Annotated in this window: 14 protein-coding genes; 13 read left to right on the top strand and 1 reads right to left on the bottom strand. The window is 52.1% G+C overall.

The features are described from left to right. Positions 1 to 17 precede the first annotated feature (17 nt). From QW71_RS11105 to QW71_RS11155, 11 genes are all read left to right on the top strand, one after another. The gene (locus QW71_RS11105; protein WP_197074269.1) at positions 18 to 977 is read left to right on the top strand and encodes a sugar ABC transporter permease; all 960 of its coding nucleotides are present in this window, start codon (positions 18 to 20) and stop codon (positions 975 to 977) included. A gap of 15 nt (positions 978 to 992) precedes the next feature. After that, complete coding sequence (locus QW71_RS11110) at positions 993 to 1,865, top strand: carbohydrate ABC transporter permease (RefSeq protein WP_039297453.1); 873 nt, start codon at positions 993 to 995, stop codon at positions 1,863 to 1,865. Positions 1,866 to 1,936: 71 nt separating this feature from the next. Continuing rightward, the gene (locus QW71_RS11115; protein ID WP_200905913.1) at positions 1,937 to 3,064 is read left to right on the top strand and encodes an exo-alpha-sialidase; all 1,128 of its coding nucleotides are present in this window, start codon (positions 1,937 to 1,939) and stop codon (positions 3,062 to 3,064) included. A 148-nt stretch (positions 3,065 to 3,212) separates the two neighbouring features. Then, entirely contained in the window at positions 3,213 to 4,067 is an 855-nt protein-coding gene (locus QW71_RS11120; protein ID WP_039297456.1) for an AraC family transcriptional regulator, read from the top strand. Between the two features lie 32 nt (positions 4,068 to 4,099). Further along, a complete protein-coding gene (locus tag QW71_RS11125) occupies positions 4,100 to 5,056 on the top strand; it encodes a carbohydrate kinase family protein (RefSeq protein WP_039297458.1) in 957 nt (318 codons plus the stop codon). 12 nt (positions 5,057 to 5,068) lie between these two features. Beyond that, the gene (gtfA, locus tag QW71_RS11130; protein WP_039297462.1) at positions 5,069 to 6,538 is read left to right on the top strand and encodes a sucrose phosphorylase; all 1,470 of its coding nucleotides are present in this window, start codon (positions 5,069 to 5,071) and stop codon (positions 6,536 to 6,538) included. A gap of 696 nt (positions 6,539 to 7,234) precedes the next feature. Continuing rightward, complete coding sequence (locus QW71_RS11135) at positions 7,235 to 9,451, top strand: helix-turn-helix domain-containing protein (protein ID WP_039297466.1); 2,217 nt, start codon at positions 7,235 to 7,237, stop codon at positions 9,449 to 9,451. Positions 9,452 to 9,875: 424 nt separating this feature from the next. Further along, a complete protein-coding gene (locus tag QW71_RS11140) occupies positions 9,876 to 10,649 on the top strand; it encodes a sugar ABC transporter permease (RefSeq protein WP_235441444.1) in 774 nt (257 codons plus the stop codon). A gap of 20 nt (positions 10,650 to 10,669) precedes the next feature. Beyond that, the gene (locus QW71_RS11145; RefSeq protein ID WP_039297472.1) at positions 10,670 to 11,542 is read left to right on the top strand and encodes a carbohydrate ABC transporter permease; all 873 of its coding nucleotides are present in this window, start codon (positions 10,670 to 10,672) and stop codon (positions 11,540 to 11,542) included. An 80-nt stretch (positions 11,543 to 11,622) separates the two neighbouring features. Then, positions 11,623 to 13,194: an extracellular solute-binding protein gene (locus tag QW71_RS11150; protein WP_039297474.1), complete on the top strand. Its 1,572-nt coding sequence runs from the start codon at positions 11,623 to 11,625 to the stop codon at positions 13,192 to 13,194. Positions 13,195 to 13,287: 93 nt separating this feature from the next. Next, a complete protein-coding gene (locus QW71_RS11155; RefSeq protein WP_047013734.1) occupies positions 13,288 to 14,724 on the top strand; it encodes a glycosyl hydrolase family 28 protein in 1,437 nt (478 codons plus the stop codon). 310 nt (positions 14,725 to 15,034) lie between these two features. Here QW71_RS11155 and QW71_RS37055 read toward each other — a convergent pair whose 3' ends face one another. Continuing rightward, positions 15,035 to 17,110 carry an RICIN domain-containing protein gene (locus QW71_RS37055; RefSeq protein ID WP_152679740.1) on the bottom strand — a complete coding sequence of 692 codons (2,076 nt, stop codon included), beginning with the start codon at positions 17,108 to 17,110 and terminating at the stop codon, positions 15,035 to 15,037. A gap of 289 nt (positions 17,111 to 17,399) precedes the next feature. On the opposite strand from QW71_RS37055, the gene QW71_RS37925 reads away from it, so the two are divergent. Next, positions 17,400 to 23,405, top strand: coding sequence for an S-layer homology domain-containing protein (locus tag QW71_RS37925; RefSeq protein WP_052769981.1), 6,006 nt, complete (start codon positions 17,400 to 17,402; stop codon positions 23,403 to 23,405). Positions 23,406 to 23,487: 82 nt separating this feature from the next. Beyond that, positions 23,488 to 25,632, top strand: coding sequence for an S-layer homology domain-containing protein (locus QW71_RS11170; protein WP_039297476.1), 2,145 nt, complete (start codon positions 23,488 to 23,490; stop codon positions 25,630 to 25,632). Positions 25,633 to 25,641: the final 9 nt, after the last annotated feature.

A 25,641-nucleotide genomic window follows, 5' to 3' on the forward strand; every position in this document is an offset into this window, starting at 1 on the left:
AATGGGTGGTGGAGAAAGTGATAACAAGTGACAGAATGACGCCTCTTCCCCGAAAAACGGGGATGCGCCGTTTTCTCGCCTATATGAATACGAACAAGCTCCTGCTGCTCATGCTTTTGCCCGGTTTGATCAGCCTGGTATTGTTCAAACTGGCTCCGCTGGGTGGGATGATTATCGCTTTTCAGGATTTCAGCGCTTTTCGCGGGGTGCTGGGCAGTCCGTTTGTCGGTCTGGAGCATTTTCAGCGTATCTTTGAAGACCCGTATATATGGACCCTTGTCAAAAATACGCTCATTCTCGCTTTCTATTCCCTGCTATTCACGTTTCCCATTCCGATTCTGTTCGCCTTGCTGCTGAACGAGGTGCGGGTCCGCTGGATTAAAGGAAGCGTGCAATCCCTGAGCTTCTTGCCTTATTTCATCTCTTCGGCCGTTATGGTCAGCATTCTGTACACGCTGCTCTCGCCTTCGACCGGCCTGGTTAACGACATTCTGGCCCGTTTTGGCCTGGACACTATCTACTTCATGGCTGAACCGGGATGGTTCCGCAGCAACTATGTACTGCTCCAGGTATGGCAGACCTTCGGCTATTCGGCAATCGTGTATATTGCTGCAATGGCAGCTATTGATCCATCCGTCTATGAATCCGCTTCACTGGACGGTGCCAGCCGCTTTCAGCAAATGTTTCACATCACGCTACCTTCCTTGAAGCCAACGCTTGCCATCATGCTGATTATCAGCGTCGGCAACATTTTCACGGTCGATCTGGACCGGATTTTGCTTATGTACAATCAAAGCGTCTATGAGACGGCTGATGTTATTCAGACTTATGTATACCGCCTGGCCTTTGCCAGCACAGGATTCCCGGAATACAGCTACGGCACGGCAGTCAATCTGCTGAAATCGCTTGTTGCTTACGTTCTGGTTGTCGGAACCAACAAGCTGTCCACTAAATATTCCGATACACGGCTATTCTGAGAAAGGAGAAGGGTGATGAGAACAAAGATCAGTCTGTTCGACATCTGCAATAATATTTTTCTGCTATTGATCGCTCTTGTCTGCACGTATCCTTTCCTGTATATATTCTTTCTCTCTATCAGTGACGGAAGAAGCATCGCCTCAGGAGACGTCGTGTTCTTTCCGAAGAACCCTAACTTTGAAGCTTATCAATATATTTTGACGAATTCCAGTCTTGGCATTTTCCGCGGGCTGCTGAATTCGGGCATCTATACGGCGATTGGTACAGTTGTTGCGCTTATGCTGACGTATATGACGGCCTATGTGTTGTCCCGCAAGCAAATTAAGGGCCGCTTTCTGATCATGAGCCTGTTCGTGTTCACCTGGGTATTTGAAGCGGGAATTATTCCGGCCTACATTGTCTTGAATAAGCTTGGTTTTGTGGACAATTGGCTGGTAATGATTATTCCCAATGCGATCAATGTACAATTTCTGATTATTACCAAGACCTTCCTGGATGGTCTGCCAACAGAGCTTGAGGAAGCAGCCAAAATCGACGGCGCCAACGATTTTCAGGTTATGAGCCGCGTCTTTCTCCCCATTTCCAAACCGATTCTGGCCACAATCGGCGTCTTCTATGCCGTATTTATCTGGAACCAGTATCTGATGCCGCTCATTTACCTGCAAAATCCGAACCTGCAGACGATTCAGGTTATGCTGAAAAGACTTGTCATCAGCTCGGGCGATTCCAATACGGCCTTCCGCACGATTATCCAGGACGGCATTATGCTGAACCCCGGCAACCTGAAGGCAGCGGCCATCTTCGTAGCGATGGTGCCGATTGTGCTGATCTATCCGTTTGTGCAGAAGTACTTCAAGAAAGGGATTCTGCTTGGCTCTGTGAAGTAAGCCACTTAATAGAAGGATAAGTCATCGTATGGAACCTATAAAATATTATATTTTAACTAAAGGAGTGCATTATGTTAAATAATCCTATGATTGAATTAAATGACCTTACAGAAGACGGAAAGCTGTATTTCAACCGCCGCCTCGGTTTGGCGGAATCCCTATTGCCCTGTGATTTCGAAACAAGCCATGCCTGTGACCTGCAGGAGCTGCCGGGCGGCGATCTGCTCTGCGTCTGGTTTGCCGGCTCGGATGAAGGCAACTCGGATGTCAGCATCGTGATGTCCCGTCTGAACGCCGGGGCGGATGCCTGGACACCTGCTGTGAGAATTTCAGACGATAACGGCTTCAGCGAGCAGAATCCGTCCCTGTTTCTTCATCCGAACGGCGAGCTGTGGGTGATGTACACGGCCCAGCGGGCCCGTACCGCTGATGAGCCGCCGGAGTTCAATCTGCAGTACACCTCCAAGATTTACCGCAAGGTTTCCAGGGACAACGGGTATACCTGGGGGGAGGCGGAGGTTATGTTCCCGCGTGAAGGCTCATTCTGCCGCCAGAAAATTCAGATTCTCTCCAGCGGAAGATGGATCTTCGAGAACTGGATCTGCTTCAATGATGATACCCGCAACGGCAGCGATATTACGGTCATGAACATCTCCGACGATGAAGGCGCGACCTGGCGCAGTGTCGAGGTTCCCGGCAGCCGCGGCCGTGTGCACTGCAACGTGATCGAGATGGCGCCAGGGAAGCTGATCGGGCTCTTCCGCAGCCGTGCGGCGGATTATATTTACTTTGCCAAATCGGATGACAACGGGGAGACCTGGACAGAACCGGTGCGCACCGAGCTGCCGAACAACAACTCCAGCATCTCCGCCATCAAGCTTGCGAGCGGCAAGCTCGCCATCATTTACAATGATCTGCGCTTCAATGACAAGCCGGATATTACCGTCTGGCCGTTTGAACGCTGTCCTGTTACTGTAGCCATTTCAGAGGATGAGGGCAGAACGTGGCCGTACCGCCGTCATGTGGAGACAGGGGAGGGCTTCAGCGGCCACAAAAATATAATCCGCAACCGCCGCTACGAATATCCATGCATCATGCAGGCGGCGGATGGAAGTCTGCATGCAGCATATTCCTTCGGCAACCGCCGCACGATGAAATTTATCTCCTTCACGGAGCAGTGGGTTACCGGTGCCGAGTAACCGGACTGCTGCCGGGCTGAGCCCCTTTACGGGGCTCTTTTAGATATGATAGGACGGCAGAGCTGTTTCCAGTTGGATCGGTTGACAAAGAAAAAGCGGTGCGGTACAGTGACGTAAATTACGGCAACTTCATTGAGGTGAAGCAGAAATGGAAGAGCATATCGTACAGCATTTTTACACACCGACCAAAACACAAATGGAGCAGTCTGCCTATATTACCTGGGCCGGTCACCGGAAGTGCGGCAAAGACCACGTCGTAGGCCCGCGCGTCCTGGAGACTTATAAAATGGTGTTTGTCCTCAGCGGCAAGGGCTATTTAACCCAAGGCGATCATGTCAACAAAATGCAGAACCAGGGAGACATGTTTATCCTGATTCCCAGAGAAAAGCATTTTTACTATGCCGACCCCGAGGACCCGTGGGAGATTATGTGGGTCTCCTTTGGCGGCCAGCATATTCCCTATTATCTGAATCTGATGGGGCTCGATATTAATCACTGCTGCCTGGCAGGAATTGCAACACATACCATTATTAATAAAATGCTGCTGCTGATCCAGGAGCTTCCGGAAGCGGGGAACGGGCAGCTGCTGTGCATTAGCTATCTGCTGCATATTTTCCACCTGGTTGAGCAGGGGGCGAAGCATTACGGCGAGGCGGGCCTACGGACAGGCTCTGAAAGCGTGGTACAGCAGGCCGTTCTGTTCATCGAGCAGAACTACTACATGCATATTGATGTGGATATGCTGTGCAAGCACGTCAACTATAGCCGTTCCTACCTCTCCCGCTACTTTAAGCGGATTACCGGGATGTCGATCCCGGAATATATCAGCAAAATCCGCATCCAGAATGCCAAAATGCTGCTGCAGAAGACCGACCTTAACATTCAGGAAATTTCGGCTTCCGTCGGGATCACGGATTCACTCTACTTCTCCAAGATGTTTAAAAATGTAACGGGAGTCTCTCCCATGTCCTATAAGAAACACAACCAGGGGTTGTTGAACTAAAGCCATATTTATAGATGAATGGGGGAATACCCATGTTTGATTTTGAGCATAGCCTGAAGTTTAATGAGAAGGACCTGGATCTTCTAACGGTCGGGGAATTGCTGATTGACATGATATCGGAGGGGTACAGTGACTCCTATGAGTACAGCATGTACCACAGATATTTCGGTGGCTCGCCGGCCAATATCGCCATGAATACCAAGCGGCTGGGCATCCGCCCGCTTGTGGCGTCTGCGGTGGGGACGGATGGGCTTGGGCTGTTTCTGGTGGAGCATTTGCGGAGAGCCGGGATGGATACAAGCTGCGTACAGCATGTAAACGAAGCAACCAGCCTGGTGGTCGTAACCAAGAGCAAGTCCACGCCGGTCCCGATCTTCTACCGGGGAGCCGATTACCGGCTCACCTACACCGAGGAGCTGCGCTCAGCCCTGCTGCGGACGAAGATTGTCCATTTTTCCTGCTGGCCTCTGTCCAGGCAACCGGTGAGATCAGCGTTAGAGCAAGTGATCCGGGATGCCCGCCGGAACGGGGTTCTTGTCTGCTTCGATCCTAATTACCATCCGGCACTATGGGAGAAAGGGGAGGACGGGGTTAAGTATATAAAAACGATTCTCCCGCAAGTGGATATCGCCAAGCCGTCGGAAGACGATGCCGAGCGGCTGTTCGGGAAAGACACCCCGGAGAATCAGCTGCAGAAATTCCTGGACCTGGGAGTGAAGCTGGTCATTCTGACTTTGGGCAAAGACGGTGTAATCGCCTCAAACGGGCAGGAAACGGTAAAGATGGGTACGCTGGCTACGCAGGTGACAGATACGACAGGGGCAGGGGATGCCTTCTGGTCCGGCTTGTACACGGCACTCATCAAGGGCTATCCGGTCCGCAAAGCGCTGGAGTTCGGGCTGGCAGTCAGCGCGTACAAGCTGCAATATACAGGGGCAGTAGTAGAGCTGCCGGAACTTGAGACATTCAAGACGAAGTATCAAATCTAGGAGGCGAGAGTTATGGCAATTCACAATCAAGTGCAGCTGATTACGTATCCCGACTCGCTGGGCGGGAACCTGCAGACCCTAAACCATGTGCTGGATGAGCATTTTTCAGATATTTTCAAGGGCGGGATTCATATCCTTCCCCCGTTTCCCTCCTCGGGAGACCGGGGCTTTGCTCCGCTTACTTATTTTGAGATCGAGCCTGCATTTGGCTCCTGGGAAGATATTAAGAGGATTGGGGCGAAGCATGATGTGCTGCTGGATGTGATGGTTAATCATATTTCCCGGCAGTCTGAGTATTTCCAGGATTTCCTGAGACAGGGAAGACGCTCACCGTACGCGGATTTGTTCCTGACACTCGACAAGGTCTGGGCAGACGGACAGCCTGTGCAGGCCGATATCGGCAAAATGTTTCTCCGCCGCCCCTTGCCCTATTCCACCTTCACGATCGGAGAGACGGGTGAAGAGGAGAAGGTATGGACGACCTTCGGCAAAACCGATCCCTCGGAACAAATTGACCTCGATATACATTCGGATAAGGTAAAGCAGCTGCTGACGGATATTTTCGGGAATTTCCGTAACAACGGTGTAAAGATTGTGCGGCTGGATGCTGTAGGTTACATCATCAAGAAGCTGGGTACAAGCTGCTTCTTCGTTGAGCCTGAGATCTACGGGTTCCTGGACTGGATCAGGGAGCTGGCCGATTCGCTGGATATCGAGCTGCTGCCGGAGGTTCATTCCCACTACAGCATTCAATATAAACTGGCGGAGCGCGGGTTCTGGATCTATGATTTCATTCTGCCTTACCGCATCCTTGATACCCTCGTCAACAAAAATGCGGAAGCGCTGAAGGAATACCTGACTACGCGCCCTGCGAAGCAGTTCACGATGCTGGACTGTCATGACGGCATCCCCGTCAAGCCCGATCTCGACGGATTGATAGACACGAAGGAAGCACGTAAGCTGGTCGATGCTTGTCTTGAACGCGGCGCCAATCTGAGCCTGATTGTCTCTGACGGGCATAAGGCCGAGGACGGATTCGATGTACACCAGATCCGCTGCTCCTACTACTCCGTGCTGAACAGCGATGATGACGCTTATCTGGCAGCCCGTGCCATCCAGTTCTTCGCTCCCGGCATCCCGCAGGTGTATTACGCCGGACTTCTGGCCGGAGAGAACGATGACGAAGCGGTTCGCCGCACAGGAGAAGGGCGGGAGATTAACCGTCATAACTTCAGTATAGACGAGATTAAGCAGGCGCTTGGCAGGGGCGTAGTCCAGCGTCTCCTTGCACTGATCCGGTTCCGTAACGATTACGGCGCGTTTAACGGTGAATTCCGCGTACTGGAATCGGCAAGTCATGAGGTCCGGCTGCAGTGGACCAAGGGAGATCTGCGCTGCACGCTGCATATTGATCTGGCCATTAACCGGACGGTCATCGATTATGTGGGACCGGAAGGGTCAAGTGTTCAGTTTGAGGTTTGAGGTATAGAATGATAAAATGGTAAAGCGGTGTCTGACAGGGAAGTGCAGTCAGATACCGCTTTTTTTGTTATATAGGAAATTATGATATTCGTCTGTTGTGGATAACTTTCATGCCAAATGTATGCGAAAAACCGAATACAATGTGCCAATGATAGGCAGATGAGCCAAATGTATGCGAAAAACCGAATACAATGTGCTAACGATAGGCTGATGAGCCAAATGTATGCGAAAAACCGAATACAATGTGCCAATGATAGGGTAGTGGAGCCAAATGTATGCGAAAAACCGAATACAATGTGCTAACGATAGGCAGATGAGCCAAATGGGGTATGAATTCCTTTGATTCATTTGAACATGGGCTGTACGGGAAAAACAAAGGGATAAATCCTTCTGATCTCACCGGATAGTTAATTTACTTTTGATGTGCCACTTGATTCGCCTTCCGGGCGATTTTATTCTTGAAATATAAGAAGTTATATGTTTCACCTGATAGCTTATTCGCAGAAAAGCCCGTTTTCGCAAATAAAATGAATAAATCGAAAGATTTTATAATAGTAAAGAAATTTAAAAAGCTGGTATCATGAAGAGAGTGCAGGAAGCTTGCTTCCTTAGAGGTTATTGGAGGTTATTTATGAAAGCGTTTTATTTAGCGGGTGCCAAAAAGTAAGCGGGTATACAGAGAAAAGGGGGAGCAGCATGAACAAATACGGTTATAAAAAAACCATATTCAATCACCTGGTTTTATCCTATACCATTCTTTCTGTTGTTCTAATCAGTGCGATGGGCGGCTACTGGTATACCCAGGCCAACCGTATGATGGATCAGGAAATTGCTAAAGACAGTGTCACCCGGCTGAATGCCGTTCAGACGTTTATTGAACAGACACTGCTCAAAAAATATGAGGATAACCTGCAGAACAAGGCCTTATCCATCAATTTTATCCAAAGCAATGCCAACCTGAGCCAGCTGCTGTATGGGGGCTGGAAGGGGAATCTGAGCCGGGCGGCTTCCTTTAATAATGATCTGGAGTTCTTCAAGGTGGAGAATACGGGTGTCACCAATGTGGCGGTATATTTCCCAGGGAATGATTATGTGGTGGATGCAGACAAGTTTTATATGAAAACAGCCAATTCGCTGGAATCGGGATTCTACTGGAAAATCGCCCATATGCCTTTGAAACAATGGACAGTCCGGACCAACGCAAACGGCGAGCAGGTTATCAGCTATGTGATGAAGCTTCCTTATCAATTGCCGAGCGTGAAGGCAGCGGGGTATTTCATCATCGATGTAGGCGTGAATTATCTGCAGACCGTTGTGGCGCCGATGCTCAGTTCTCCGGAAGATAAGCTGCTGGTGTTGGATGGAGCGGATCATGTGCTGTTCTCAGCCGGTGGTGAGAACAGCAGAATCGATGAGCTTTTGCAGGAAGCGCTTGGTTCCGGATCTGCCCAGGAAAGAAGGATTAAGGAGGGCGGAGTGCCGGGAGTCTTATCACAGCTTCCATCCGTTCATTCGGCTCATCAATGGACCTATGCGATGTACCGGCCGACCAACACCGTAGAACTCTTCACCGAGCATCTAAAAACTGGGCTGTATACCGCCTCGGCCGTTATTATTCTGTTCGGACTACTTATCTCGTTCCTGTTCTCCAAGCAGCTCTATATTCCCATTAAACAGCTGATGGCCAAAATCGGCAGCTTCCAGCCGGCGCATTCACATGGCTCCCGCGGGAATGAGTATATGATTATCGGGGATACCTTTTCCTTAATGAAAGACAAGATTGTGGATCTGGAGTCCCAGGCGAGGAAGAGTGAGCTTATCAATCTGCTGCTGGGGGTCAGCCAGAGCGAGGAGCATCAGGAGAGAGTACTGCCGGATACCGCTTATTGCGCAGCCTACCTTCAGCTTACCGCAGGGGAGCCGGAGGGGTTAAAAGCCAGGTATGAGCTCTACAGCACGCTTCCGGGAGAATTCATCTCTCTCAATGCAAGAGAGGCGGTCATTCTGTATTACCTGGAACAGGACTGCGAATTTGAACCGTCCATTCTTATCAATGATCTGCAGGGGCTGCAGCGGATATCCGGCGAAGGCTGTACCTTTCAGGCGGCCATCGGCCGGAAGGTGCACTCTGCTGAGGACATCCCGGATTCCTACCAGACGGCGCAGCAGGCCAGCCGGTATCATTTTATCTATGGCAGGCACACGGTTATTTCATATCACAAGACGCAGTCCCTGAATGCGGAGCCTATGTTCTTCAATTTTGAGCATTACAGCAATGCACTGAAGGCAGGAGACCTTAAGGGAGTGAATGATTTCCTCGATACCTTTGTCTCGGCGCTGCATAAAGAGGAGGTGCAGATTGATGCCGCAGAGCTGGCCGTGCTCCAGCTGATTGCCCGACTCTACCAATGTGTGATTGAGCTGAAGCTGCAGCATCTGCTTCCGTATTCCAATCTGTTTGAGGAGCTGAAGAAGGATACCCTGTACGAAACGATGACAAGCATCCGGAAGCTGTGTACAGAAATTACAGAACTGATGAATGCTGAAGGCAATCATGCCCATGCGGAGGTCATCCGTACATTAAAGGCCTTCATATCCAGTCACCTGCATGAGGACTTATCGCTGCAGATTCTGTCGAGGGAAGTCTCGCTGGCACCGGCTTATATCTCCACCTTATTCAGTGAAGTAACCAAAACCCCGTTCACCGAATATGTAACGAAGCTGAGACTGGAGAAGGCCGCTGAGCTGCTGATTGCAGATTCGCGGCTGTCTATCGCGGTGATTGCCGAGCAGGTCGGCTACCGTAATCCGCAATATTTTCACAGCAAATTCAAAGCCCGGTACGGCGTCACCCCTGTCCAATACCGGAAATCGCATAAGGACCACGCGGATTGGATCACTTTGGAGAATTGAATGCTCTTTTCGGATCAGGCCCGGCTGTTTATACAGTCTGGGCTTTTTTTTGCAGATAAAAGTGGATAACGGCTTACATAATTGAACTTCTGCAGGCGGCAAAACGAAAGAAAGTATAAGGAATTGAATGAAGTTGAACTAGAAAAAGCGCTTCCATAAATCTAAACTTACATTTGTGAGCGGCACATTATGAATATACCGAGTTTGCCTATTTTGGAAAGGAGCAACTGTAATGACCTCGCTAGTCACTTCGGACGGGAAAACCCGGCCCGGGAGGAAAACCTCAAAGATCGCAGCAGTATGGAAAGAATATAAAAAATGCAGGTATCTCTTTCTATTACTTACACCCGTACTGATCTGGTACGCCGTATTCGCATACTCGCCTTTGTATGGAATTCAGCTGGCATTCAAGGATTTTCGGATTATGGATGGAATCTGGGGGAGCCCCTGGGTCGGACTGAAGCATTTCAAATTTCTGTTCCTGCAATCACCTGACTTCTTCAAAATTCTGGAGAATACGGTTGTCATCAGTATCTATCATATTGTATTCGGTTTCCCCGCGCCGATCATTCTTGCGCTGATGATTAATGAAATCCGGTCGTCCAAATTTAAGAAGGTCGCCCAATCCCTTACCTATCTGCCCCATTTCTTCTCCTGGGTCATTCTGGGCGGGATTCTGATCACCTTACTCTCTCCGTCCACGGGAGTGGTGAATTATCTGATTACAATGGTCGGACTTGAGCCGGTTTATTTCCTGGGCGATCCTCATTATTTCAGATTTACACTGGTGACCTCGGCGATCTGGAAGGAAGTAGGCTGGGGAACGATCATCTATCTGGCCGCACTAACAGGGGTTTCCCCCGATTTATATGAGGCTGCTGTCATGGACGGGGCGAGCAGGTGGAAGCAAACCCTCAAAATCACGCTGCCGTCCATCCTGCCCGTTATTGTGCTGATGCTTATCCTGCGGATGGGCGGAATACTCGATGCAGGCTTCGACCAGATTCTGAACCTGTATTCGCCGGCAACCTATGAAGTGGCTGATATTCTGGATACCTATGTGTACCGGGTAGGCTTGCAGAATTTTCAATTCAGTCTGACGACAGCGGTAGGACTATTTAAGAATGTGATCGCTTTTATGCTGGTGCTGTTCACCAACTATATCTCGAAGAAGCTGGGGCAAGACGGATTATTCTAATTTGAAAGGAGCACCAGGCAGTGAGACAAGGCAAAGGGAGTACGCTGTTTCAAATCTTTCTGATTACATTCATGGTTATTCTCTGCATTATCATGTTATATCCATTCGTTCATATGCTGTCGATCTCGTTCAGCAGTCCCGCAGAGTCGTTAAGACTGGGCATCCACCTGTATCCGAAGCAGGTATCCTTGTATGCATGGGAGCGGGTACTCGGGAAAACTGATATCTGGATCGGCTTCGGCAATACAGTCTTCAGAACCGTAGTGGGTACGGTATGCTCCGTTCTCTTCATGTCCATGGGAGCTTATCCCCTGTCGAGAAGATATCTGCCCCACCGTAATGTGTTCACGCTCCTGATCGTATTTACGATGTTCTTCGGCGGCGGACTGATTCCAACCTACTTCCTGATTAAGAACCTTGGGCTGCTGGATACCCGTGCAGTATACATATTGCCGGGGCTGGTCAGCACCTTCTCCATGCTCATTCTGCGCAATTTCTTCCAGGCGATCCCGGATGAGCTTGAGGATTCAGCCAAAATAGACGGAGCGAACGATTTGCGGATTCTTTTCCAGATTGTATTGCCGCTGTCTCTGCCGGTTCTGGCTACGCTGTCTCTATGGTCGGCGGTTGGACACTGGAACGCCTGGTTTGATGCCGTGCTCTATATTCAGGACCCTAACAAGCAGGTCTTGACCACCTTTTTGCGGAGAGTTGTGATCACAGGCGAGGACCTTTCCATGTACGCCTCCAATACAACAAACACGGCTTTGGGATATCAGGAGCCTATTAAGGCGGCCACCCTGATGTTCACGGCTCTGCCGATTATCATTGTCTATCCGTTCCTGCAAAAGTATTTCGTCAAAGGTACAATGGTAGGCTCGCTCAAAGGGTAACAGGTTGTACTCAATCTGCTAAACAGGCAGTATTGTTTAAATAACAAGCACCAAAGGAAAAAAGGGAGGATATTAGAAAAATGAAAACAAAGACATGGTTGACCGGCATGGCAGCATTGCTGCTGTCCACATCTTTGCTAGCCAGCGGGTGCAGCAATGACGGGGATAATAGTACTTCTTCATCCAATGCTCCGGCGAATCCGGGAACGGAAGCGCCGATTGAAATCACTTGGGCGAACAACTGGAACGCGCCGGAAGCCGACAATAACTATGTGCAGAAATTCATTGAGCAGAAATTCAACGTCAAAATTAAAAATGTGAAATTTGAAACGGCAACCTGGAAAGAACAGCTTGGGGTCATGCTTGCCTCCGGCAACATACCGGATGTTCTGGCTGTCGATGGAAGTGTCGGGGACATGGTGCAATGGGCGGATCAGGGCGTAATCGCCAGCATTCCGGTGGAGGATATTAAGACTTATATGCCCAAATATGTGGCAGACGTGGAGAGTGTTGATCCCAAGGCATGGGATGCCGGGAGCTATAACGGCAAGAACTGGGGAGTTCCAAAGGTATGGTCCAACGGCAGCACAGGCTTCATGCCGGGGTATAACGGACAATGGCTGAAAGCGATTGGTTATAGCGAGGCTCCCAAAGATCTGACGGAGCTGGAAGATGTATTGACCAAGTTCACGAATGGCGATCCGGACGGCAACGGCAAGAAGGATACCTTCGGGATGTCCGGACGCGGTAAAGATGCGCAAATGCAGATGTTTAATCCCATCTTTGCCGCTTACGGTGTGAACCCGTTCCAGTTCAAACTGGGTTCGGACGGTAAAGTGGAATACGGTGCGATTACGGAGGGAGCCAGACAAGGATTGGCACTTCTGAACAAATGGTTCGAGGCGGGAATTATTGATCCGGAATTCGTTACGGACGACAACGGCTCCATTCAGAACAAGTTCATCAGCCTGCGTACAGGAATGTTCGATACCGGCATGTGGCATCATCTGTATAAAGACGGCTACTTCGGACAGGTATCGACAGATAAGGGAATTGAGCTGGTTCCGGGGACTCCGCTTACCGGGCCGGACGGCAAGAAGTATGCATTCTCCAATGGCGCCTTGCAGCCTCCCATCTTCTTCGGCGTTCAGCTTGAGAAGGAAGATCAGAAGAGACAGAGAATTCTGGAGATTCTGGAATATGCCGCAACGGATGCAGAAGGCTATCTGACCACCACTTTCGGCAAGGAAGGGGTAACGTATAATCTGGAGGGCGATTTGGCCGTTGCTATTGAGAATCCTGCGGAGACCTTGGCCGCATTAGGTGTAGGCTTCTATAATCCGCTTGGCGGCAAGGTGGAAGCGATGACCAAATATCATTTCTCTGCTGACAAAATTGCCTTCCGTGACCAGCACACCAAAATCGACGGACTCACTGTGCTGACAGACCTGATGCAATCGACTGTTATGACGACAAAGGCGCAATATGAGACGATTCTGAATACGCTTCAGACCCAGTTTTATATTAAAGCTATCACAGGAGAAGCAGACACGGACAAGGCATTCGATGATTTCAAAGCCCAGTGGCTGAAGTCAGGCGGACAAGCGGAGCTTGATGAAGCCCAGAAGATCTACGAAGAGCGCAGCAAATAAATCTATTACACGCACGAATTCATGACCGGCTGTGCAGACATGGAGACATGCTAAACATGGCCGGTTTCATCATTACTGACAGGAGTGGGAATATTGCTATCTGAAAATTGGATTCATGTCTATGCGGCACCGGAGGGTGCCGTGCACAACCCGGATTTCTCTGTCCGCGTCCGGACGCCGGGTGAGGAGTGGAAGCCGCTCTTCAGCTACAACGTCAAAGTGGATATGCATAATGTACGGAACGCATCTATGGTCATGTTCGATTGCTCGGGAACGGTTGACATTGAAGTGGAGTATCATCCTGAGACGGTCCGCGAGGCTGTGATCCGGCCGCTATCAGCCGGTTTACATGCTGACATAGGCGGACGGAGCTTGTCGTTCACTATAGACGGGCCCAAGCTGCTGTCGGTTGAAGTCAATGGCGAACGGTTTCATAATCTTCATATTTTTGCGAATCCGCCGGAAGAGCAGCTGCCGGATATGGAAGGCGGTGAGCTTCTGATGCTGGAGCCGGGACTGCATAACACAGAGGAGCTTCAGCAACAGCTGGAACATACTGTGGATGCTTGCGCCCAGCGAACCGTTGTCTTCAGACCGGGTGTTCACCGGCTGAGTGAGCCGCTGCTGAATCTTCCATCCTGCAGCACGGTGTACATTCCGGGAGGTGCTGTCGTTTACGGAGGGTTTGTGTGTAACGGGGTTCATGACGTGACGGTTAAAGGCAGGGGCATCCTGTACATGTCGGATTATGAGAAGAATACCTTTTACCGGGGCTTCGAAATCAAGTATTCAAGTCATATCCACATCGAAGGGATAACCGTAATTGATCCCCCGCACTACACCGTACTTCTCGGCCAGTCGGAGCATATCCTGATCCGCAACCTGAAATCGTTCAGTACGCGCGGCTGGTGTGACGGTATCGATATGATGGCCTGCAAACAGGTCACCATTGAAGGAGGTTTCCTCCGCACATCTGATGACTGTATTGCGGTGTATGCTTCACGCGGCGAATTCCGGGGCGATACACGGGATGTCTCGGTCAGCGGCTCCATTCTGTGGGCGGATGTCGCCCACCCGGTCAATATCGGTACGCATGGCGATTATGACGGGAAAGGCGATGTGATTGAGAATATCCGGTTCACGGAGCTTGATATTCTGGAGCATCATGAGCCCCAGCCTGATTACTGGGGCTGTCTGGCGATAAACGCAGGGGATAACAATACCGTCCGCAGCGTAACATACGAGGATATCCGGATTGAATCGTTTGAGCTTGGTGAATTGTTCAATCTGCGGGTATTGCAGAACGAGAAATATAACCCGGCTCCCGGCAAGCGGATCGAACAGATCACCTTCAGGAACATTCACTTTAACGGTACCTGCACGAACCCTTCACATATTGAGGGGTACGACGATGCACGGGTTGTCCAGGACGTTACTTTTGAGAATGTAACCGTGAATGGCAGCGCCTTTCAATTGGAGGAGCCGTATGTCATCATCGGGAAGCATGCTCATGGGATAAAGGTGTTGTAAGGGTTGGGACTGCTCTAATTCTTGAGAAGGATCAACGTCAGCACTTGGATGGACGCTCCACGAACGGACTGTTGTTCCAATCGCTGTTGCCCCCAGATTTTATTGATTCTCCTTAGCGGTGAAAATCCGGGGGCAAAGGCGACCGCTGCCGCTTTTACACAATCAGTCCGTCCTCTCCGCTGTTTAAGCGGGGATATACCAAAAACATAGAGCAGTGCTCCTCCAATAACAGGGGAAGCGCTGCTCTTTTTCCGCTTGTAGAAAATCTGCTTTTGAGCCAGCCATTAGGATAAATTTGCAACAAACCGGCTTAAGGAGTGACCTCTGTAAAGGTAGCGTCTGCGCTGAACGCAGAGCCGGACTCGGCCTGCGCGAATAAAAGATAATTAGCGTGGCGAAGGTATTTGGTCTGGTCTGCCCACATCTGATAAGAGGACTTCTGCGGGTCGGCCAAGCCGGCCACACGGCGGAAGGTCGCTTCATTGTTAAAGGCTGCTGTGCTATCGTTCTGGTCCAGCCATACCTCCCCGTTGGAACGGACCCGCAGGAACCGTCCCGGGTAATTGACAGACTCGAATGATACACCACCCGCATTGGCCAGGCCGGCAACCATCTTGAATTGTGAATCCTGGGCAGGGGAGACGCCGGCATCTATCCGGGCGCGGTAGCTGCTGTGCCTGATGAAGCGGTCCGGATAGTTATACGACTGCAGGCGGACATTCACGGAGACGGGTTCGAGTCTCCATTGCTGGTGGCTACCGAGCGTGTACCGCCATTGATCAATCAGGGTGGCTTCACTAGTTGAGGCGTTGACTACATCGGCTGGCTTATTGGAATGCACAGGGGTAATCCGGTAGTATCCGCTGCCCGTAGGGATGAAAGCGAACTTCTGATGGTCTCCACCATTGCCGGAGTATACTTGGAATTTGGCTCCATGGTCCAGAGAGCCGCTTGCGACCTCGAGGAATAGCCCGCTCTGCACATTCTTAATGCTGTACTGGCCGCCGCCAAGATGGGTTACGGTCCATTGCTGGCTGACTGCTCCAGTATAGGTTGATTTCCGTACCGGAGAGTTGTTCGCCGTACCCGCGGCTTCCATAGCCTTGCCATCCAAACGGACGGAGAAGCGGTAAGTACCATCCGGAATATTGCCTCCGGGAAGAGAGGCTGATTCCCCGGAGCCAGCCGGGCGGGTATAGAGCAGTGTTCCGAATCCAAGCTGGTCAAAGGTGGAGGGGTACTGCGTATTGGCGCCTCCTTCCGGTCTTGCCAGTGCGGCGCGGGCGGCAATATTGGGGACTGCGATTCCTTTCCGGTTGGCATAATGATTGTAGATCATTTCCCAGATGGGGCGGGGTTCATTGCGGCTGGCATCGGAGACAACGGTCTGGGACTGGACGCTGCCGTTCGTACCCGTGCCCCACTCATAGGCAGCAAACGGCACATCTGCTCCGTTATTGTATTTGGCTACATATTCGGCGGCCCGCAGGAAGCGGTTGTTCGCCCATCCGTACAGATCATCGCCCTGATGCCAGGCCATTTCGTTAATCACAGCCATCAGACCGACGCCAAGCTGGGTATGCGCCTGGTCACGCCCGGATTCCTGCCACTGGGCCAGTCCGTTAGGATGAAGGAATGGAATTGCGTTATAAATCGAGCCGTTGCCGGCCCCATGCTTGTAATATTCAACTCCAATATTGTAGATATCCGCGCGGTCGCAGAAGATCCCGATAGCCACAGTCGAAGCCATATTAGCCAGATCCCAGTTGGCCCAGTAATTCTGGATGTAGGCGTCATTGTGGTCCTGGCCGTATTCATTGCCGATCAGGAAACGTTCATTCAGCGGTTTATAGAAGACATTGATCAGCATATCCTGCATCTGCGTTAGATTAAAGCCGGGATAATCCCGCATGAGTTCGGCTGCATTGGCCAGTTCATAGCCATACAGGCCGGAAGCCAGATAACGGTCCGCATTGCCCGAGACGGCAGTAAGGGTGGAAGACCAGGCGTTCAGAATATCGCGCGCGGTGTCTCCGTTGGCCGTGCTTCCGCTGATCTTCCAGCGCAGGGCATTCTGGTAAGCGCGGGCTGTATCCTTATAGAGCAGAGCCACATTATCTCCCGTGCCGCCGCGGATAATCGTGGCGGTTGCCTGCGGGGTCCAGCCGGCTTGCGACAGCGGGCTGTTCACCAGTTGGTTCCACCCATCCAGAACCGGCTGGGTTCCGGCATTCACCATCTGCCTCATGCGGTCGAAGTCCGCCTGCGAATGGAGCAGGCCCGGATGTGCAAATGCGCCTGCCGCGTCCGCTTTCTTCACCGGCACGAGTCCGGTTATACCGGCTGCAAGGGTGAGGATGAACAGGATCATCATAAATTTTTTCATGTATCAGCTCTCCTTCTTATTATGGAATCGCTTCCATCCAGTACTATAGCCCAATTCTGTCCGGGAATAAATTCCAATTATATTAGAAATAGTGCATTAATTAATGCTTTTCATAGTCCGGATCTTTCCTGCGGGGGGATTGGAGCTTTCGTTAAAGTTTGAATGATAACATAAGAAAACAAGAGAATTTGCAATAGATAGCAGGCAGAGAATTTGCTATGATGAGCCGTGTTTCCGTGAGGAATTGGATAGTAGAACACAAAGTTATTCATTCAAAAGGAGGTTGGATATGAGCATCCGGAAATCCCTGTTATCGAAAGCGTTTGTCATTATGATCTCAAGCATCCTGTTAGCTGTAACCTTGATTGGAGATATTGCCCTGCCTGCGGCTAAGGCGGAGGCCAGTATTCCTGAACCAAGTGATCTGGTCGTTATTCATGAGACGGTCAGAGGCGGGTTTACCCATCCCGGGGTGGGAGTGACCAAGTCTGTTCTGGAAAATATGCGCGAGCAGGTGATCGCGGGGCAGGAGCCCTGGGTTTCGTATTATGCGGCCATGACGAAGTCGTCGTATGCTTCCAGAACCGTTACATCAAACCTGGCCAGCGCGGCAGATCCGGCCAAGCCGAAAAGCGTTGCCGTGAACAGCAAAGGAGCATTCGTTACAGACGGGTTAAGTGCGTATACGCAAGCTCTTATGTATTATATTACCGGAGATGAAGTTTACCGAGCCAATGCGATGGCTGTTATCCGGATCTGGGAGCAGATGGACCCGGCCCAGTATACGTATTTTACAGACTCTCATATCCATATGGGCATTCCGCTGAACCGGATGGTGACCGCGGCGGAGATTCTCCGGTACACCGTTGCCCGGAACGGGGCGCTAAGCTGGACGGAAGCGGATACCGCCAAGTTCACATCCAATCTGATTGTGCCGATGACGGAGACCTTTCTGCACGGCAATAACTATTTCATGAACCAGCATTTGTATCCGCTGCTCGGCGCGATGTCCGGTTATATCTTCACAGACAATACGGACCGGTATAAGGAAGGCGTTGAATGGTTTACGGTTAATAAGACTGCCGTGGATCAGGGCCAGAACGGTGCGATCCGGCAGCTGTTCCGGCTGGTCACGGAAGATGCCGTAACCGGTGAGCAGCTGGAGACGCCAAGAGTTCAGCATGTGGAGATGGGCCGGGACCAGGCTCACGGCGCTGGAGATCTTACCAATGTGGAGATTCTGGGACGGTTACTGGATGCCCAGGGCACGAAGGTTGATCCGGTGGATGGAACGTTGTCCACTGCGGATAATGCTGTAACCGCTTACGCCTTCCTGGGCAACCGGATTCTGAAGGCAGCCGATTACTTCGCCCAATATATGCTGGGCTATGACACACCCTGGACACCCGTGGTGGCACGCTACGATGCGGAGGGCAATCCGGTGATTTATAAAGTGCTGTCCGGTGCATACCGGGGGCGGATCGGCGGCAATGTATACGGACAATATTATTATTATAAATACAGCATGGGGCTGGATATAGAGAAGGAAGCTCCATACTATGCCGAAATGTTCAATAAGCGTACGCCGTATTACTGGGAATCACCCGATGGCGGGGCGGACTACTGGCTGTTCATCCCGAAGGAAGCGGCTTCCGAAGGGGCATCCACCTTGCCCGAAGTTTCGCCCAGTGCAGATTGGACAGAAATCGAGCAGCGGGCTACCAGCTTGGATTCCAATGCGGTGACCCGGCAAGAAGGAGACATTTCCTACGTGCAGGTTAAGGCTACCGAAGCAGGCAGCCGGGTTTCTGTGGTCGCTTCAAGCACAAGCCTGAAGACAGTTGCCCTCCGCATCCGGACGAACGGAACAGCCAGGCTGGAGGTCAACGGCTGGACAGAATCGGAGCTGGTACTGCCGGATACGAAGGGCCAGTGGAAATATATAACGCTGACCATGGATCAATATCATGGATTGGGCGATTTGATCTATTTCAAGGTTACGGGTCCCGGAACACTGGTCGACATCGATCATCTGCTGCTGGCGCCGGCAGCCGGATTGACCCCGCCGGTCTTCACTTCCGGACCGGCAGATGTGAATGCATTTGCCTATACGGGTTCTGGAGCTACACTACAGGTTAATCTATCTGCCCAAGATGCAGCCGCAGGCGATACTGTGACCTATCAGCTGGACCCTAAACCTGACGGGTCTGTATTTATTGAGAGCACGGGTGAGTTCTCCTGGAAGCCGGAGCAGCCGGGAGTATACTCCCTGATCGTAAGCGCGGACGATGGAGTCTCTGTAACGGCCAAAGCTGTAACCGTTACAGTGGCCAGGAACAGGCAGGAAGCGGTGGAGGCTGCCGCCAGCAGGTATGATCCGGAAACCAGCTACATCTCCACGACACTGGCGGAATATATGGCCATGATCGATGATGTGACGGATGCGCTGCCAAGCGCAACCGATGAAGAGATGTACCGGAAGCTGGCCGGGCTGAATCTCGCCGCCCAAGGTCTTAAGGAATTGACACCCCTGATGAAAGACGGAAGCATGCGTTATTTTGATACGATAGCTTCTTCCACATTCGGTACAGAGATCGGTAATCTGATCGATAACGCGCCGGACAGCTTTGCCGGATATTATCTGGCCGACAGTCTCAGCTATATCCTGGATTTCGGAGAGAACTTCAAGGTATCTGCCACTGCCTTCGCGCTTCAAGTCAGAACCGGATTCCCTGAGCGGATTGGCGGGTCTGCAGTATATGGCTCGAATGACAAGGAGTCCTGGACCCGGCTCACTCCGGGAGTAACTACGGTATCGGATGCAATGCAGACTCTGGAGGTCGGTGAAGCGCAGCAGGAAGGCCAGTTCCGTTTCCTGAAGCTTCAGATGATCGAGCCGTCAAGCACGATGTTCGAATTGTCCGAGCTTCGCATCTATGGCCTGCGGCATGAGACCCATAACAAGCTGAAGTCTGTAACGCTCAGCTCCCCGCAGAGTACTCAGAACAGGGTAGAAACCGGTAGCAGGGTGGACCTTTCCTTCCAATCTACCGAACCTATTGAGGGTGTAGAGGTTACCCTACAGGGTCGGCAAGCCTCCGTTCACACCACGGACCGGGTCAACTGGACGGCCTCTGTAGTCATGGACAGTGCTATGCCGGCGGGCAAGATTAAATTCTCTGTCAGCTACACAACCGCAGGCGGATTACCGGCCGCGCCTGCCCTGTTCACTACGGATAATTCAGTGCTCTACTATGTCAATAAATCCAAATATGTGGATGTCACGAAGCTGGCCCGTGTGACTGCTTCAAGTGCCCAATACGGCAATAACGGTCTGCCTGCGGACAAGGTCGGCTATCTGCTGTTTGACGGCAACACCGCAACCTATGGAGACTTGGCGGGTGGCAACGGGGCTTATTATACGCTAGACTTTGGGCCAGAAGCGTCCATCAGGCTCAGCGGCGTCATTCTGCTGCCGAGAACGGGTTATGCCAGTCGGATGAACGGCCTGATCATTCAAGGCTCCAATGATGAGCTGAATTGGAGTAATCTCACCCCGGCTGTGTCTGGGGCGGCTGACCAATCCTGGACCTATATTAATGAAGAACAAATGAAGGACAGCAAGCCTTACCGGTATCTAAGAATAGTTAACCCTGCTTCATGGAGCGGCAATGTAGCTGAAGCAGAAATATACGGCGAATATAGTATTCCAGCCGCGGCCCTTGAGGCGAAGGTGAAAGGGCCTGAGGGATATACCCGGCTCAGCTACTACCAGTACAAGCAAGAGGCGGACCGGATTGTGGAAGCTGCCGGAGATCAAGGCGCAGATATGCTGGCCTTGCTTAATGAGCTGTTCCAGGCGGAGCGGCTGCTGGTTACGGTCACGGAGCTGCCAGCAGAGAGAATAGCAGTTACCGAATCGATGGTGAAGGCGTCTCATATCTCGTGGGACGGTAAATTATCCGAAGCTGCCAACGGCTGGAAGGCCTTCGACGGCGACAAGGCTACGTATACCGATACCAAGGTTAATCCAGGATGGATTGTTGCCGATCTGGGAGCTGGCAATGACAAGGCGTTGTCCAGCTTCAAATTCTATCCGAGAAGCACCCAGGCCCATCTCGCCCGGGTCAATGGAGCGATTCTTCAGGGCTCTGCAGATGGAGAGCACTATACGGATCTATACACCATAAACGGTATCACCACCGCTGAATGGCATACGGCTGCCATAAGTGAAGATACAGCTTACCGCTATCTGCGTTATTATTCCCCAAGCGGGAACGCCAACGTGGCTGAGCTGGAATTCTATCAGAAGACAGCTGACCGGACACTGCTGGAGTATCTGAGAGAGCAGGCCGAAGGTGTGCAACGTGACCTCTATACGGAAGAGAGTCTTGTAGTTCTGGATACGGCAAAAGCTGCCGCACTGGACCTGGCTGCGGATGCGGCCCAATTCTCGATCGACGCGGCAGCATCCGGTTTGCACGCTGCCATGGAGCATTTGGTGGTCAAAGCAATCATTGTCAGTCTGAACAAGGTGGAAGTAACAACAGCAGTGGGAACAGCTCCGGAGCTGCCGTCGGTAGTAGAAGCAGTATATAGCGATAAGACGGTCAGATCCCTGTCTGTACTATGGCAGGATATCGACCCGGTTCAATATAGCTCCGTGGGAAGCTTCACGGTAACCGGCGCGGTCTACGGCACGGATGTGCCGGCAGTCGCCAATGTGGCTGTAATGGATGAAGATTCGCCAACGCCGCCGGTACTTCCGGCATCACCGACCGGATTAACGGCTTCCTCCATTACTGCGAACTCCCTGAAGCTGAGCTGGAATGCCCCGGCTGATAATGTGCGGTTGGCCGGATATGAGGTCCTGCTGAACGGAGAAGTACATGGTACGGTAACAGGGGATACCTATGAGTATGGCTTCACCCGGTTATTGCCGGATACGTCCTATACGTTCCGGGTGACCGCCTTAGATGAAGCGGGTAACAAGGCTTCAAGTAATGACTATACGGTGAAGACTCTGAAGGAGGAGGATCAATCACCGCCAACGCCGTCACCGCCACCGGCTTCACCAGTTGACGGCGGGAATACAGGGGGGACCGCCATTCCGGCCCCAGTCCAGACAGTAATAAGCGTACATGGAAGCCGTATTCAGGTTGTTCCTGCCGTACATCAGGGAGCAGCGCTAATCACACTAAGTGAAGAGAGCCTGGAGGAAGCCCTTAAGCAGGCGATCCAGAACAAGGAGGACACCTTGGATATTCAGGTGCAGACGAACGCAGGGTTATCTTCCTTTGTGCTGGAGCTTCCGGCCAGTGCCTGGCTCAAGTCACAGCGGGAAGGAATCAGGTTTCTGTCGGTTGAGACCGGATTAGCTTCATTGTTAATTCCTCTGGATGCGGCCGGTGACCTGATGGAAACAGATAAGCTGACCGTGTCGGTCGGGCAGGCGGACCGGTCCGGATGGCAGGCATCACTGTCGGATCTGCTCAAGAACAAGCCTGTCTATGAATTGGGGCTCTCCGTTAACGGGCAGAGTGTGAACGTCTTCGCCAACGGCAGCGTGGTGAAGGTAATGATTCCCTATTCGCCGCAAGCGGATGAATCCGTATATGGACTGGTCGCTGCATCCCTGCGTGATGACGGAGGTCTGGAGGTGATCCGGAATTCCAAATATGACAGAACAGCAGGAAGGCTTGTCTTTGGCGCCAGACATTTCAGCAAGTATGCGGTGGTCTCGGTTCCATCCTCTTATAAGGACATGGAGCCCTATTCATGGGCGAAGGATGGCGTTACTGCCTTGTCGGCCCGCGAAATTGTGCAGGGGACCGGGAATAATAGTTATGCTCCGGGGCGCGCGTTATCCCGCGCCGAGTTCCTGAAGATGATGATGGAAGCCTTTGAATTAGTGCAGGCAGGTCAAAGCTCCTCCTTTAAGGATGTGAGATCAGGCCAGTGGTATACGGATGCGGTTGCATCAGCGGAGGCTTTGGGAATTGTTACGGGATACGGGGACGGTACCTTCGGTGCGGGCCGCAGCATTACCCGGGAAGAAATGGCGGTCATCACCGTCCGTGTTTTGAAAGCGGCGGGAGAAGAACTGCCGAAGCATCATGAAGCCGTCAACTTCAGCGACACACCGCTAATCTCCGCGTTTGCCCTGGATGCGGTGAACCTCATGGCAGAAGGAGGCTTCATCGAAGGCCGGAGCTCAGGCAATTTTGCTCCGAAGTCACAGGCCACGCGGGCGGAAGCAGCGGTGCTTGTGGCAAGAGCGATGGGGTTGATTTAGGCTGCTCCAGGTAAGGAACAAAATCCCAACCATCTGCGTCTAACCTTATAGAATTAGCAAACCGCACTGGAGGGGAATAGATATGAGAGCAGCACCAATGAACGGGTTGATCCGGAAGACTGCACTTATCGCATTATGTATGTTGCTATTATTGCTGGATGGAAAGGTAACAATGGCGGAACCTTCTGCAGGACCAAAGGCGACGGTGCATTTCACAGCGGAAATGCAGGAGCTGCTTGACGGGGCAGAGCGTGTTCTGCTGGCTGAGCAGCCGTTTCCGGACGAAGCGGCCGTTGGCTTCTTCAAGAACGGGCGCAGTCTGCCCAAGGGATATTTGGAGAGGACCGCAGACCGGATTCTGGAGCAGCGGGGCAAGTTCGCCAAGGCGTCCGATCTGATTCAGACCGCGCTGGCTTATAGTGCTGCGGGCGGGAATATCAACAACATCGCCGGCATTGATTTGTATCCGCTGCTCATGAACCATGCCGGTCTTGATTCAGAAGGGGCAGCCGTCGTAGCTGCCGCTTATATTACTACGAATAACTCCACCTTCAATACTTATGAGCGGACGAACCGTTATCCCGATATGATCCTCTATCAGCTGCTCGGCATGCAGCTGGCGGACGGCAGCTGGTCCATGGCCGGCCAGAGTAGTGGAGATCCGGCGTCAACAGCGCGGGTGCTCACGGCGCTGGCTTCGGTAGCTGGAACGGAACTAACGGAGCAGCCTGTAGAGAAGGCTGTGCAGTGGCTGAGGGACAAGCAGCAGCCGGACGGCGGGTTGGATGGCAAGACTGAGACCACGGCGCAAGTCATTATTGCTCTATCCTCCCTGGGAATGGATGCGGCAGACTTTGAGAGAGAAGGCGGCGCATCGCTGCTGGACCATTTGCTGTCTGCGAAGCTCCCGGGCGGCGGCTTTGCGCAAATGGCGGGCGGCACAAGTGACCGTTCGGCCACGGTGAACGGCTATCTTGCCCTGACCTCATACAAGCTTTTGGCGGAACAGGCAGGACTTCTGTACAGCGGACTGCATCATGCCGGACCTGAGCGGGCAGTGATCCAGTTGGAAGGCCCCGGCGGAACGCTTGCCGGCGGACGGATAACGGGCGGTGATGCGGTGAAGGCAGCCGCAGCTTTTTTACAGTCCAAAGGTCTTGCTTATAAGCTGAATGCAGATGCCGCCAAACCGGCCTTCACAGCTATTGAAGGGATTCAGAACGGACGGTACAACGGACGCGGAGAATGGAAAATGGCCGTTTACAGCGGGGGAAGCGCCTGGCTGTATCCTGAGAACATTTCATCCAGGCTGACGGTCGGTGACGGCAACCAATTGCTGGTGTACTATGCCGATGACACGGAGCTATTAGACCAGATAACGGTGGAGTGGAAGGACCAGTATGGCCAGCAGAGCGGAAGTTTTGCTACTGCCCATACACCGTTTTCGCTGCGAATCACTAAATCCAACAGTCATCTAGGCGGCCTTCCGGCCTTTGGGGTGACGGTAACTCTTCAGGGGACCAGCGTAGTCGTCGACAGCGCCGGAAAGGTATCCTTTGCCGGAATGAAGCCTGGCGTCTATCCTGTGCAGATTACAAAGTACCGGAAAGATGGCGCTCCGGCGTTAGCCAAGCGTACGTTTGCGCTGCATATTACTTCACCCGAACTGGCCAGCTTTAAGGATGCCGGTAAAGTCGCTGCCTGGGCACGGGATGATCTCGCTATGGCGCTGAGCAGCGGATATATCCAGGGGGTGAGTGCCAGCGGGAATGTGCTTGCACCGAAGCAAAAGCTGACCCGGGCTGAATTTCTTACCCTGCTGCTGCGGCTGCTGCATGAGTTCCCGGATTCCAAGACTGCTTCCGGATTTACCGATGTACCGTCAGGCAAATGGTATAGCGGTACGGTTGCCAAGGCCGTGGAACTCGGCATCCTTAGCCCCTCTTCGGGGAAGTTTGAGCCGGACCGCGGTATTACACGGGAAGAAGCGGCGGTCATGGTTGTCCAAGCTGCACAGCTGACCACGTACGGTAGTCCTGAACGTATGGGCTTAGCTGATGTTACAGGCCTGACTCTGGCCAGCCGCCAGGCGATTCAAGCCGTCAATGAACACGGAGTAATGACCGGCAGCGGCGGCCGCTTCGAGCCGAAGCAGGTTCTGGTGCGTGAGCAGGCAGCGGCCATTCTGGTAAGGCTGCAGAAGTTCATTCCGGGAGGGTCATTATGAAACTTCAAT

Origin of the sequence: Paenibacillus sp. IHB B 3415, from assembly GCF_000802655.2 — a bacterium.
GTDB classification, from domain to species: Bacteria; Bacillota; Bacilli; order Paenibacillales; family Paenibacillaceae; genus Paenibacillus_AQ; species Paenibacillus_AQ phytohabitans.